The sequence below is a fragment of the Flavobacterium covae genome (assembly GCF_001534645.1).
Lineage (GTDB): Bacteria > Bacteroidota > Bacteroidia > Flavobacteriales > Flavobacteriaceae > Flavobacterium > Flavobacterium covae.
On sequence record NZ_CP013992.1, the window covers coordinates 1,179,757 to 1,194,299 of the forward strand.

Consider the following 14,543-nt stretch of genomic DNA (forward strand, 5'->3'; position numbering starts at 1 on the left):
AAAAGAAAAATACTTTGATTTATTTATCTTTTTTCAAACAAAAGATAATAAGATATAAAATTGATTTAGGCTCAATTGAGATTACAAAAAATATTTTAAATATAGAGTATTTAATAAAAAATAAACTTTTAAATATTTTCATTTCTCATAAATATCTCTTTACCTATGAAAATTAAATTTGTGGATAGTTTTGCATATTAGATTTGGGTTAAACTCTTTATTTTACGTAATTTTGGAGACATGTATACATCTAACGATATATTTGAAATTAGTTCTAAAAAAGAATTTGAAAAACGGACTCTTAAGATTTTTCGTTTTCAATATCATAACAATTTAGTTTATCAGCAGTTTTGTTCATTGTTAAAAAAAGATGTGAGCAATGTAAAAAAAATTGAAGATATTCCTTTTTTACCTATTCAATTTTTTAAAACAAATGATATTTTAAGTTCTAAAGAAGAAAAACAAATAACTTTTACAAGTAGTGGTACTACAGGAATAGCTACAAGTAAACATCATGTTACGGATTTATCTTTTTATAGAGAAAGTTATAGACAAGCCTTTAAGCAATTTTACGGAAATATAGAAGATTATGTTATTTTGGCATTATTACCATCTTATTTAGAACGAGAAGGCTCATCTTTAATTTATATGGTAGATGATTTAATACAATTATCTAATAATCTCGAAAGTGGATTTTATTTAAATAATTATGATGAACTTATAGAAAAATTAATTAAACTGGATGCTGAAGGGCATAATGTTTTATTAATTGGGGTTACTTATGCTTTATTAGATTTAGTTGAAAAACAAAAATTTAATTTAAAAAATACCATTATAATGGAAACAGGTGGTATGAAAGGACGCAGAAAAGAAATAATTAGAGAAGAATTACATAAAATTCTGAGTAATGGTTTTGGTGTACCCGTAATACATTCGGAATATGGTATGACGGAATTATTATCTCAAGCTTATTCTTTAGGAAACGGAATCTTTGAATGTCCTATGTGGATGAAAATTATTATTCGTGATCCTGAAGATCCTTTAACCTTACTTTCTGAAGGTAAGACAGGAGGAATAAACATAATTGATTTAGCTAATATTAATTCATGCTCTTTTATAGCCACTCAGGATTTAGGTAAAATAATAGATTATAATTCTTTTGAAGTTCTAGGACGATTTGATAACTCTGATATAAGAGGATGTAACTTAATGGTGGTTTGATACTTACTTATTCCTGTTTTAAAAATTTTGATATATTAAGAAAAATTAACACTACTCTATATATTTAATAAAAAACTTCTAATACAACACAATAATACTTTATAAAATGAAAAAAATACTTATTGCTCCATCTATTCTTGCTGCTGATTTTGCTAATTTACAAAGAGATATTGAAATGATAAACAAAAGCGAAGCAGACTGGTTTCATATAGATATTATGGATGGCGTTTTTGTGCCTAATATATCCTTTGGAATGCCTGTATTAGAAGCAATTAAAAGACATGCAAAAAAAACAATTGATGTACATTTAATGATTGTAGATCCAGATCGTTATGTTTCAACTTTTAAAAAACTAGGAGCAGATGTTTTAACGGTCCATTTAGAAGCTTGTGTACATCTGCATAGAACCCTCCAAGCTATAAAAGCAGAAGGAATGAAAGCAGGTGTAGCATTAAACCCACATACTAATATTTCATTATTAGAAGATGTAATTCAAGATATAGATATAGTTTGTATTATGAGTGTAAATCCTGGTTTTGGAGGACAATCATTTATAGAAAATACATATCCAAAAATAGAAAAACTAAAAACATTAATTGAAAAAAAGAAAGCCTCTACTCTAATTCAAATAGATGGAGGAGTTTCTACTCAAAATGCCAAAAAATTAGTAGAAGCAGGTGCCGATGTTTTAGTCGCAGGTAGTTTTGTATTTAACTCAAATAATCCAGAAAAAACAATTATTGATCTTAAAGAAGCAGTTAAATAATAAGAAAGGTTCCTATTATTGGTAAACTATCTTTATAAGCATTAACTAACAAACGCAAAAAATAAGAATAAGATTTCCTTAACCCTTGCAATTGCAGGGGTTGTTTTTAGAATAGAATCTATTTCTCTAGATTTCAAATAAAACATTCTAAACTCCTTACCTAGAAAAACATAGGATGACAAGAATCCGAAGTAAAATACTTCTTGTTTGTCACTCTGACGCTAGGAGGAGTCATATAATCAAAATCACTTGATGGAGAAGGAATATCATCACCAGAATTTAAAACCATGTTATTCAAAGGTTTTTTAGAGTTGTTTTAAAATAAAAAAAAGAGCGAGAATTTTACTTTTTAATACAGTATATTTTAAGTTTGAATGGTATAAATTGGTTGGAAAGAATATAATCATACCTACAGCAATGATGTAAAAACGATTCATACCCGATCTGGAACTAAAATTATTCTAAACGATTTACAAGGTTCTGTTTTTATACAGGATCCTAGTGGTAATAATTTAGAAATCAAATAACAAATCCTCTTTATTTAAAAAATTAATAATTAAGAGAGAGTCTCCCCAATAAAAATGTATATAGGATGCTATAACATTTTTTAATCTATAAATGGGAGTTGCTATTTCTATTCCTTTAGCATTAAAAATTTGACCAATAGTTGGAATCTTTTCCTTTTCTATTATTTTAGAATAGTGAAATTCATGTCCTTTAATTATTTGATTATCTAATTTTATTTCTCTATATCCTAAAGAAAGCTTAGCTTTTTCCATTGAGGTTTCTATAGGTAAAAAACCTACCATTGGATAAGCAATTCCTTCTGAATTGATAATTTGATTACCTAAATACATCATTCCACCACATTCAGCTATTACTTTTCCACCATTAGAGCAAAAATCAAGAATAGATTTACGCATCGATATATTATTTGCTAAATCTTTTAAATATAATTCTGGATAACCTCCAGCTAAGTACAAAATATCAGCCTTAGGCATTCTATTATCTGTAATAGGACTAAAATAGATAATTTTACCTAAATTTTCTAATCCTTTTATATTTTCAAAATAAGTAAAATTAAAAGCATTATCATGTGCTACGGCTATTGTGTAGTCTTTAAAAAAAGAGTTGGTTTCAGTTTTTAACTCTATTATATTTTTAGGAGTAAAAACGTGATTTTCAGTATTAGAAATTTCTAAAATACGATTAATGTCAATAGATTTAGCTAAGTGTTTTGCTGCATTTTCAATTATTAATTCATAGTCATGTTCAGGAGATATAAACAAGCCTAAATGACGTGAAGGAATAGTAATATCAGTATTAGAGGGGATGTAACCTAAAGCTTCAATACCTACATCATTACAAGCTTCTTTTAAAAAAGAATAATGGCTCTCTGTATTTACAAAGTTAAATATAACTCCTGCAATTTTTATCTTGGGATTAAAATTTTTAAGCCCAAATAACAATGGAGCAACGCTGTATGCCATAGATTTAGCATTGACAACCAAAATGATAGGAATGTTTAATAATAATGCTATTTCTGCACTGCTTCCTTCCATACGATTTGCCCCGTCAAAAAGTCCCATTACACCTTCTATGATAGATATATCAGCCTCTTGACTATATTTTTTATATAAAGTTTTAACATGACTTTCACTCATCATATAGGTATCTAAATTAATACTTGGTTCACCCGCAGCTTTTGTATGGTGTTTCGTATCAATATAATCAGGACCGCATTTGAAAGGTTGTACTTTATATCCGTTATTTTTTAATAATCGTAGTAAACCAAGTGTAATAGTTGTTTTTCCTGAGTTACTAGATGGTGCCGCTATAAGAAATTGTGGTTTCATAGTTTCAAAGATAAAAATCAATTCTCAATTTTTATCTTTGTAATTCTATAAAGAAAGAGAAAATGATAATAAAGATTACTACTTATGCTAAAGTGGGGGAACTTCTTCAGGGAGCTTTTGGTAAAAATCAACCATTTTTAGTAAGCAATAAATCTTCTAAATTATTTAAAACAGATACTATTGCAAGCATCAATCCTATTGATGAAGAAACAAGACTGGATATAAAATCAAATAAGGCAAAGGAGTTATTTCATTCATTAATAGAAGAAAAAGGAATTACTCCTATAAACAAAATTTATTTTAACCAAAAAAGAAACTTTAAAGTTGGCAAAGGGTTATCTTCTAGTTCTACTGATATATTAGGTATTTTGCTTACTTTAAATAAATTATATAAGACCCAATATTCAAATCATTTTCTTTATAAAATAGCTTCTCAAATAGATCCTACGGATCCTTGTCTGGATTTTAATTCTTTATTATTTAATCAAAAGTCAGGAAAAATTTTAGAAAATTTATATCCTATTTCTTATTCCATATTATATTTTGATTCGGATCCAAATGTAGATATTGATACAATTAAAATATCAAAGGCTAGAGAATATTCTGAAAGTCAAATGATAGAATTTAAAAATCTATATTCTATTCTTAAAGTAAGTGTAAAAAATAATGATTATAGAACATTTTTTGAATGTGTTACCAAAAGTGCTGTTATAAACGAAACTATTTTGCCAAAAAAAAAATTTACTTTATTGTATGATTTTGCTATAGAGAATAATTGTGGTTTATTTGTGGCACATAGCGGTACATTTATGGGATTACTCATAGAACCCTATCGTTTAAAATCTATAGATTTTAAAGTTAGGTGTTTAGTCGAAAAACACTGGAAAACAACTCTTTACATTGAATAAATTCTATGCAAAAATTAAGACCTATAATGTTTGTTGGTACCGCCTCTGATGTAGGCAAAAGTATTATTAATACAGGATTTTGTCGTATTTTTAAGCAAGATGGTTATAATCCAGCACCTTTCAAATCACAAAATATGTCACTCAATAGTTTTGCTACCCCTGACGGACTTGAAATAGGTCGTGCTCAAGCAGTTCAGGCAGAAGCTTGTGGGATTGCGTGTAGCACGGATATGAATCCTGTTTTATTAAAACCTACTAATGATAAGAGTTCACAGGTTGTTTTAAATGGAAAACCATTGGGGAACCAATCAGCTTTTGATTATTTTATGGAAAATGATAAAAAGGAATTACTGAAAGAAGCACAAGCCGCTTATACCCGATTATCAGAAAAATATAATCCAATTGTACTTGAAGGAGCAGGAAGCATTTCAGAATTAAACCTAAAACATCGAGATATAACCAATATGCGGATGGCAAAATATGCTAATGCCTCTACTTTTTTAATTGCGGATATAGATAGAGGAGGGGTTTTTGCAAGTGTTTTTGGAAGTATTGCTTTATTAACTCCTGAAGAAAAAGCTTTAATAAAAGGAATTATAATTAATAAATTTCGTGGTGATTCACGTCTTTTTGAAGAAGGTAAAAAAATAATAGAAAATCTTTGCGGTATTCCTGTAGTAGGATTGGTACCCTATAAAAAAGATATTTATATAGAAGAAGAAGACTCTGTTAGTCTTCAAAACAAACCTTCCCAAGCAGTAGAAAATAAAATAAATATAGCAGTTATTTTGCTTAATAGAGTATCAAATTACACAGATTTTAATGTATTAGAACAACATAAAAACGTAAATTTATTTTATACAAAAAAAATTTCTGAAATAGAAAAAGCAGATATTGTAATTATTCCTGGAAGTAAAAACACTATTTCTGACTTGATTGATATTAAAAATAATGGAGTAGCTGAAGCGATTATAAAAGCACACAAAAATAATAAAATAGTTATAGGAATTTGTGGCGGTTATCAAATGATGGGACAAACTATAGAAGATCCAAACCATATTGAAGGAACTATAGAAACTATGGCCGGATTAGGAATACTTCCTGTTAAAACGATTCTTACAGAAAAAAAAATAACACGTCAGGTACAATTTTATTTTAAAAAATACCAAAAAATATGCAGAGGTTATGAAATACACATGGGCGTTTCTACAATAGAAAACAAAGAGTATATTCTAAATACTTTTGATGACAAAACAGGCGATGGTTATTATTTATCTGATAAATGTTGGGGAACTTATATTCATGGAATATTGGATAATGAAATTGTTATCAAAGATTTACTTTTACAAACTGATAAAAAAGTGATAACAGGGATATTTGATTATAAGACTTTTAAAGAAGAACAATATGATTTATTAGCCCAACACTTACGAGAGCATATAGACATTCAGTATATTTATAAAGTTCTTAAAGAAACAGAAGCATGATTTTAGGACATGGAGATGACGGTTATTTATATAACGGAAGCATTAAAGCAAATTTTAGTTCAAACGTTTTTTATGAAGGATTTCCTAAAGGTTTGAAAGAACATCTTTCTCAGTATTGGGATAAAATAGCTCATTATCCCGAAGCAAATGCTGAATCATTGCAAAAAGAATTAGCTAGTTGGCACCAACTAAAACCCAATCAAATATTAGTAACCAATGGTGCTACAGAAGCATTTTACTTAATAGCACACTTTTTACAAAAGAAGTCAGCCACAATTATTATACCCTCATTTTCAGAATATAATGACGCTTGTCAAGTACATGATATTTCATTAAATTTCCTTAAATGGTCAGATCTAAATAAAACAAGTCTTTTTTCTACAGAAGCTGTTTTTTTAGGAAATCCTAATAATCCAACAGGATTGGTTTTTCATAAAAAAGACCTTCATTTTCTCTTAAAAAATAATCCTAATACATTATTTATAATTGATGAAGCTTATGTAGATTTTACATTGGTTGATATTTCAATAGTTAACGAAATAAATAATTTTTCTAATTTATTCATTGTAAAATCATTAACCAAAACCTATTCTATTCCAGGTTTACGATTAGGCTATATCATTAGTCAAAAACAAAACATTCAAGCAATTGAAACCGTTAAAATGCCTTGGTCCGTAAATACTATGGCAATTGAAGCAGGAAAATATATCGTTAAAAATGCTGCTAACATTGTATTACCAATAGAAAAAATACTAGCAGATACAACTCAATTTATTAATGCTTTACAAGAAATTCAAAATATAGACGTTTACTCAACAAACACTAATTTTTTCTTGTGCAAAACAAATAAAAAGACAGCTCCAGAACTAAAAGAATACCTTTTAAAAAAACATCAGTTGCTCATTCGAGATGCTAGCAATTTCCGAGGACTTTCATCACAATATTTTCGAGTGGCAACACAAAAACCTTTAGAAAATAAACTTTTAATTGATGCTATTCAACAATGGACAATTCTTTAATTATTTTTTCAATACCATTACTTATAGGTTATTTTTTAGATTTATTATTGGGAGATCCAAGAAGCTTACCACATCCTATTCGTTTTTTTGGAAACACAATCTATTTTGGTGAAAACTTTTTAAATAAAGGAAATGGTAGATTTATAAAAGGGCTCTTTCTTACTCTAGCATTATGCAGTTCTGTTTTTTTATTTTTTTATTTTTTATCAAGTATTTTATTAGATATTAATTTTAACCTTTATATCCTTTTTACCAGTCTTTTTATATTTTACGGTCTAGCTAATAAAAGCCTATTACAAGAAGGAAGAGAAGTATTTGATACATTAGAAGAAAAAGGATTAGAAGCAGGAAGAAAACGTTTATCATGGATTGTAGGAAGAGATACGTCTACACTTTCTGAAAATCAAATACGAATAGCTGTTTTTGAAACATTATCTGAAAATTTGAGTGACGGTGTAATCGCTCCTCTTTTTTATTATGCTATTGGAGGATTACCATTTATGATGGTTTATAAAATGATAAATACTTTAGATTCTATGATTGGTTATAAGAATGATAAATATTATTATTTTGGAAAATTTGCTGCTCGATTAGATGATGTAGCTAATTATATCCCTGCTCGAATAACTGCTTTTTTAATGATTTTAATTAGTGGAAAACTTAGTTTATTTCCTTTTATATTAAAATTTGGAACTCAACATGCAAGTCCTAATTCAGGCTATCCAGAATCAGCTTTAGCAGGAATTATGAATTGTCGTTTCGGTGGACCTAATAAATACCACGGAAAGATCGTAGAAAAACCATTTATAGGAACCAATCCTCGTGTTATTAAGCATAATGAATTCAAAAAAGTATGTTTTATAAATCATTTAGTTACTCTAACGACAATTGCTCTAATATTGATAATAAAAATAGTATTTTGGGTTATTTTTGATAATTTCCACTATAACTAGTGTTTTTTTAACAAACTCTATTAGTTTTTTGTACTTTCGTGCCCGCAATGGTTTTGTTTCCATTTTGGAAATGAATTAAAAGGGAATCCAGTGTAAATCTGGAACAGTACCCGCTGCTGTAAGTTTTTAAAAAGATTATAACAAAATGCCACTGTTTTTATCTAAAAAGTAAAATGGGAAGGCGTTATAATTAAAACAAGTCAGAAGACCTGCCTTTGTATTGATTCGCGGCTTTCGGAGTAAAGGCTGACGGGTGAATGTAATGCTTCCCATCTTTCACACGTCCTTTTTCTAAAGTCGCTAATAATCAGTTAACGGGATTATTAACGAAAAAAAAATCAAACATGTCAAAGGATCTATCAAAGATTAAAAAAATCATTTATTTATGTAATGGTACTTGTTGTACTGATAATGGAGCAGAAGAAAATATTAAAACGCTTCGAAAAAACCTGACACAATACGAACTAAATGATGAAATTCATACCATTCGAACGAAATGTCAAGGATTTTGTAAAAAAGGCCCCATTGTAAATATCCAACCTGAAAATACTTGGTATAAAGAAGTCAATATTGAAACTTCAAATAATATTGTAACGACTCATATTCTAAAAGATACATTAATAAAAGAGCAGTTACTTTTTTCTTCAAATAGTACAAAAGATGATTTTAAACCTCAAAAAAATAAAAGCAATTTCATAACTAAATTGTTTAATTTAAGTTGTTTTTTACTTTTCCTATTTTTATTTCAAAAAACACAAGGACAAAGTAGTATTAACGGTTTTATTATAGACGTAACAAACCAAACTAAAATAGAAGGAGCCACAATAAGAATAAAAGAATCTGGCGAAAGTACTATATCACAAGAAAATGGAGTATATAAGTTGCAATCCGCTTCAGAAGGAATAAAAACAATTATCGTTTCTCATATAGGTTATAATGTATTTACTACAAAAATAAATTTCAAAAAAGACGAACAAAAATCACTAAATATTTCCTTGTTACACAATGTAATGAACTTGGAAGAATTGGTTATTTCTGCTTCATCAATCAAAAAACAAGAAAATAAAATAGATCAAATCAGTTTACAATTACAACCTATAAAATCAGCACAAGATTTACTTAGAGCCGTTCCAGGGCTATTTATTGCACAACATGCAGGTGGAGGAAAAGCGGAACAAATTTTTGTAAGAGGAATTGATAACGATCACGGAACAGACTTTTCTATTCAAATGGATGGTATACCCGCTAATATGCCTTCTCATGCACATGGACAAGGGTATGCGGATATGCACTTTATGATTCCAGAAACCATTGGTACTGTTAATTTTTTTAAAGGACCTTATGAGGCCTCTCTTGGAGATTTTTCAGTGGCAGGAGCTGCTCAATTTAATTCTAAATACCGTTTAGAAAATAATATAGTAAAACTAGAATCGGGCTTGTTTAATACACAAAGGGTTTTAACGATGCTTCAAATTTTAGATCAAAAACACTTAGTTTCTAAATGGAATGACAACGCTTATTTTGCCTCAGAGTATAATTATACCGATGGTTTTTTTGAAAGTAAATTAAAATTCAAACGTTTTAATTTTTTTGGAAGATACAACGCACAACTTACCCCAAAAACAACACTTATACTATCAGGATCTTATTTTTCAAGTACTTGGAATGCTTCTGGACAATTGCCATTACGAGCTATAGAAAAAGGTACTTTATCTAGATACGGTGCTATAGATGATTCAGAAGGAGGAATAGCATCAAGACTCAATACAAACGTTATTTTAGATACTAAACTAAAGGAAAATCAATCATGGAAAAATCAGTTTTATTATTCCAAAAATATTTTTGATTTGTTTTCAAACTTTACTTTTTTTATGAATGACCCTATCAACGGAGATGAAATATTACAATGGGAAAAAAGGGACTTATTTGGATTAAAAAGTACATATAATAGACTCGATAATATAAGTTCAACAAAATTATCATCAGAAGTTGGATTCGTCACCCGAACGGATATATTAGGATTAGGAAGAGATTATGTTCTACGAAGAGCATTTTTAAGCAAAGCCGCAAATGATGACGTAGCTATTACAAATTATAGTTTATATTTAGATGAAGATTGGCAATTTGCACCTAAATGGTCACTTAAATTGGGTTTTAGAAATGAACTTTTCAATTTTTATTTAAAAAATAAAATAGAGGATAACAATTCGGGCAAAAAGACTGTTTATCGTTTTAACCCTAAAGCACAAATTCATTTTACTCCAACTTCTAATTTTTCAGTATATGCAAAATGGGGTATAGGTTTTCATTCTAACTATGCGCATACAGCCGTTAGTAAAGATCCTACTGCCACGAATCCTGTTCCACAATCAGAAAGTGTTGATTTAGGTTTTATAATGAAATTGTATAAAAAGTCTATTTTTAATTTTACAGCTTGGTGGACAGATAGTGGCTCAGAATTTAAATTTATTTCAGATGATGGAAGTTTTGAAAATTTAGGATCAAGTAGAAAATATGGAATAGATGCCTCTTTAAAAATTCAATTTACAGATTTTTTATGGGCAGATACAAACCTAAATTATGCCTATAGCTTTTTAAGAGAAGCTCCAAAAGAAAAAAATCTAATTCCTTTATATACTAGATGGAACTCAACAGGAGGATTAACCTTAAAACTAGAAAATGGGATCAACGCTAGTTTACGTTACCGTTTTATGGGAGAACGTCCTGCTATTGAAGATGGCTCAGTATATTCTAAACCTTATACTATAGCAGATGTAGTTATTAGATATACCAGACCACGATACGAAATTAGTCTTTCTACCGAAAATATATTTAATACAAAATGGGATGAAGCCCAATTTTATGATCAATCACAATTAAAAAATGAAATAGAGCCAATCATAGATTTTCATAACACCCCTGGAACACCTTTTTTCCTAAAAGGAAGTATTTCTTATTTCTTTTAAATTTTAGCCCATTATGGAACTATTAAATAATAATTTATCTGCATTACTAATCCTATTTATTTTAGGTTTACGACATGGTTTAGATCCAGATCATATTACCGTAATAGACAATTACACCTATCGTTTACACGAAAATAAAAATACATGGTCTAGATGGGTCGGAACCCTATTTACTTTAGGTCATGGTATAATGGTAACATTAATAGCTTTAATTTTAAGTTATTTAAAAAATAATTTTCAAGTTCCTATTTGGGTTGATTGGGTTCTTAATTGGTTGCCCATGTTTTTATTATTAATAATAGGAATAGGAAATATAAATTCTTTAATATATTCTCGAAAAAACAATTCTTTGGGTCTTAAAAAATATTTAATACCTAAATTTTTAGATAAAAAAGTAAGTCCCATTACAGTATTTATAACAGGAATTATTTTTGGATTTATATTTGATACCTCTTCCCAAATAGCTGCTTTTGGCTTAGCTATTTCAGGTACCAATCACTGGTTATTTTCAGTCATAGGAGGAATTGTTTTTTCTATAGGACTTATTTTTACAGGAACAATTGATTCCTATTTATTAAGTAAATTATTAAAAACATTTGATCGTACCAAAATTCAAAAACATCGTTTTAAACTAAATATATTGATTACAATAATGTGCTTTATCATTCCTATTTATAAAATAGCAACTGTTTTTAAACCAAATATGGAATTAAGCGATTTAGAAAATAATTTAATAGGCTTAGGATTTTTAGGAATCATTCTTATTTTATATTTTGATTTGTATCTTCGTTCAAAAAAGCAAATAAAGTAAAAACAAAAAATGCAAAAAATAAGTCTATTAGGTTGCGGTTGGTTAGGATTACCTTTAGCAGAAAACCTTATAAAAAAAGGTTTTTTGGTAAAGGGATCTACTACCACTCTTGAAAAAATTCCTTTATTGAAAGAAAAAGGTATTTTACCTTATTTCGTTTCTATAACTGATACTCACATTGAAGCAAAAGACATAGCAGATTTTTTAGATTCAGATATTCTGATAATTAATTTTCCACCCAAAAGAAGAGCAGATATTATTACATATCATACAAAACAATTTGAAAAATTAATACCTGAAATTCTCAAAAGCAAAATACAAAAAATACTTTTCATTAGTTCTACTTCGGTTTATCCTAATACCAATAAGATAGTAACAGAAAAGGAGACAGGAACACCCGAAAAAGAAAGTGGAAAGGCTTTATTAGCAGTAGAAAAAATGCTTTTAGATCAAATTAAGTTTAAAACCACCATCATCCGTTTTTCAGGATTAATAGGTTATGATCGAATGCCAGGACGTTTTCTGGCTGGTAAAAAAGAGGTTGAAAATGGAGAAGCACCTATAAATGTAATTCATCAAGACGATTGTATTAATATTATTGAAACTATTATAAATAAAGAAATTTGGAACGATGTATTCAATGCTAGTGCAGATCTACATCCTAAACGAAAAGAATATTATGAATTAGCCGCAGAGAAAATAGGATTAGAAAAACCAACATTTGCAATTACCCAAAAAATAGCATATAAAATTATAAATTCAGACAAATTAAAAATTAAATTGGGGTATCAATTTAAATATCCCAATCCGTTGGATCTGTTAAATCAAGAATAGAATATGGATTCAGAATACAAAAAACAAACTACTATAACCATTGTAGGTGCTGGACCAGGAGATCCTGACCTTCTTACTGTCAAAGCAGTTAAAAGAATTCAAAATGCCGATGTTGTTTTATATGATAATTTAATATCACCAGAAATTCTAGATTTAGCTTCTCCCAGTGCACAAAAAATATATGTAGGCAGAAAGTATGGAGATATAGAAGATGCCATGAAACGTCAAGATACAATTCATGAATATTTTCTTCAATATGCCAAAGAAGATAAAAAAATTGTTCGTTTAAAATCAGGCGATTCCTTTATTTACGGAAGAGTAGCAGAAGAAATTCGATTTTTAACCCAAAAAAAAATTCCTTTTGAAATTATCCCCGGAGTTACAGCAGGAATTGCAGCAGCCAACTCTCAACATATTCCACTTACAGAACGAAACAAAACCAATTCCGTATTGTTTTGTACAGGACATACTGCTACATACGACTTTGAACAGTTAGAAGCGTTAGCCAATATGCTCAAAACAGGAACTACACTCATCATGTATATGGGATATAAAAATTTAAAAGAAGTAATTACTACTTTTAAAAGAATTACCCCAAACGAAATTTTATATATTTCCGCCATTTCTAAAGTATCCCAAAAAGAAGAAACCATTTTTACAGGAACTCTAGACGAAATGGAAAAAAAATTAGAAATAAAAACAGTTCCAATGCCTGTAGTTTTTATAGTAGGAAAATACGCTTTTCCTATAGATCATAATCCCATTAAAATAGTAGAAGAAAATGAATGCTAAAAAAGGAATCCTAATTTGTGGACACGGAAGTAGAGACCCAGAAGGAGTTAGTGGATTTAAAGAATTAGTACGTCTTTTGAAATTGCGTTATCCAAATTATGAAGTTGATTATGGTTTTTTAGAATTTGCGCATCCTATTTATGCCGCAGCAGTAGAACGTTTATACACTAACGGAGTCCGCGAAATAATAGCTATTCCTGCTATTCTTTTTGCAGGAAGTCATGCTAAAAATGATATTCCTTATGAAATGAATACACTTCAAAGTCAGTATCCCGATCTAAAAATTAGATTAGGAAAACATTTTGGAATAACCCCTTCAATACTTCAACTTTCTAAAAAATTAATAGAAACAGTTGAAGCTAAACTAACAACTATAGAACGAAAAGAAACCTGTCTATTAGTGGTAGGAAGGGGTACTGCTGATCCTGATGCTAATTCAGATATTGCCAAAATGACCCGAATGCTTTGGGAAGGTATGGGGTTTGGTTTTGCAACAACTACCTATATAGGAGTAACACAACCTTTATTAAAAGATACCTTACCTTTGGTAGATACTTTACCCTTTAAACGCGTTATAGTATTACCTGTTTTTTTATTTACAGGAGTTTTACTAAAAAAAATATATAATCAAATAGAAGAATTTGCAGAAAAATCAAATACTGAATTTTGCTATACAACCTCTTTTGAATGTGACGAATTACTTTTACAAACCATTGATGATCGTATTATAGAAACGGAACAAGGAAATCCTAATATGAACTGTCAGTTATGTAAATATCGTACACAAATCATAGGTTTTGAAAATGAAGTAGGAAAAGAACAAATAGGACATCACTTAGCAGTAAAAGGGATTCTATTTGAAGAAGAAGAAAAAATAGTCACCCAAAAAACAATTCTTACAACCCTAAAAAAAATATTAGGAATTTAATA

Annotated in this window: 12 protein-coding genes and 1 riboswitch; of the genes, 11 read left to right on the forward strand and 1 reads right to left on the reverse strand. The window is 28.9% G+C overall.

Annotated features, from left to right (window positions below; translation table 11 throughout):
• Window positions 1-240: 240 nt before the first annotated feature.
• The gene (locus AWN65_RS05150; protein WP_060382190.1) at window positions 241-1,221 is read left to right on the forward strand and encodes a LuxE/PaaK family acyltransferase; all 981 of its coding nucleotides are present in this window, start codon (window positions 241-243) and stop codon (window positions 1,219-1,221) included.
• Between the two features lie 106 nt (window positions 1,222-1,327).
• The gene (gene rpe / locus AWN65_RS05155; protein ID WP_060382191.1) at window positions 1,328-1,987 is read left to right on the forward strand and encodes a ribulose-phosphate 3-epimerase; all 660 of its coding nucleotides are present in this window, start codon (window positions 1,328-1,330) and stop codon (window positions 1,985-1,987) included.
• 512 nt (window positions 1,988-2,499) lie between these two features.
• Here rpe and AWN65_RS05160 read toward each other — a convergent pair.
• A complete protein-coding gene (locus AWN65_RS05160) occupies window positions 2,500-3,843 on the reverse strand; it encodes a cobyrinate a,c-diamide synthase (protein ID WP_060382192.1) in 1,344 nt (447 codons plus the stop codon).
• Window positions 3,844-3,905: 62 nt separating this feature from the next.
• On the opposite strand from AWN65_RS05160, the gene AWN65_RS05165 reads away from it, so the two are divergent.
• The 9 genes from AWN65_RS05165 (at window position 3,906) to AWN65_RS05205 (ending at window position 14,541) form a co-directional block, all read left to right on the forward strand.
• Window positions 3,906-4,751: a GHMP family kinase ATP-binding protein gene (locus AWN65_RS05165; protein ID WP_060382193.1), complete on the forward strand. Its 846-nt coding sequence runs from the start codon at window positions 3,906-3,908 to the stop codon at window positions 4,749-4,751.
• A 5-nt stretch (window positions 4,752-4,756) separates the two neighbouring features.
• Window positions 4,757-6,238 (forward strand): cobyric acid synthase, encoded by a 1,482-nt coding sequence (locus tag AWN65_RS05170; protein WP_060382194.1) that lies wholly within the window; start codon window positions 4,757-4,759, stop codon window positions 6,236-6,238.
• The gene (locus AWN65_RS05175; protein WP_060382195.1) at window positions 6,235-7,257 is read left to right on the forward strand and encodes a pyridoxal phosphate-dependent aminotransferase; all 1,023 of its coding nucleotides are present in this window, start codon (window positions 6,235-6,237) and stop codon (window positions 7,255-7,257) included. The genes AWN65_RS05170 and AWN65_RS05175 overlap by 4 nt, the downstream gene beginning before the upstream one ends.
• Window positions 7,242-8,210 carry an adenosylcobinamide-phosphate synthase CbiB gene (gene cbiB / locus AWN65_RS05180; RefSeq protein WP_060382196.1) on the forward strand — a complete coding sequence of 323 codons (969 nt, stop codon included), beginning with the start codon at window positions 7,242-7,244 and terminating at the stop codon, window positions 8,208-8,210. The genes AWN65_RS05175 and cbiB overlap by 16 nt, the downstream gene beginning before the upstream one ends.
• A gap of 31 nt (window positions 8,211-8,241) precedes the next feature.
• Window positions 8,242-8,441: riboswitch (cobalamin riboswitch) on the forward strand.
• 113 nt (window positions 8,442-8,554) lie between these two features.
• Window positions 8,555-11,176: a TonB-dependent receptor domain-containing protein gene (locus AWN65_RS05185; RefSeq protein WP_060382197.1), complete on the forward strand. Its 2,622-nt coding sequence runs from the start codon at window positions 8,555-8,557 to the stop codon at window positions 11,174-11,176.
• Between the two features lie 13 nt (window positions 11,177-11,189).
• On the forward strand, window positions 11,190-11,987 hold the full coding sequence (locus AWN65_RS05190; protein WP_060382198.1) for a HoxN/HupN/NixA family nickel/cobalt transporter: 798 nt from the start codon (window positions 11,190-11,192) through the stop codon (window positions 11,985-11,987).
• Between the two features lie 9 nt (window positions 11,988-11,996).
• Window positions 11,997-12,821 carry an SDR family oxidoreductase gene (locus AWN65_RS05195; RefSeq protein WP_060382199.1) on the forward strand — a complete coding sequence of 275 codons (825 nt, stop codon included), beginning with the start codon at window positions 11,997-11,999 and terminating at the stop codon, window positions 12,819-12,821.
• A gap of 3 nt (window positions 12,822-12,824) precedes the next feature.
• Complete coding sequence (gene cobA, locus AWN65_RS05200; RefSeq protein WP_060382200.1) at window positions 12,825-13,613, forward strand: uroporphyrinogen-III C-methyltransferase; 789 nt, start codon at window positions 12,825-12,827, stop codon at window positions 13,611-13,613.
• Entirely contained in the window at window positions 13,603-14,541 is a 939-nt protein-coding gene (locus tag AWN65_RS05205) for a sirohydrochlorin chelatase (protein ID WP_060382201.1), read from the forward strand. The genes cobA and AWN65_RS05205 overlap by 11 nt, the downstream gene beginning before the upstream one ends.
• Window positions 14,542-14,543: the final 2 nt, after the last annotated feature.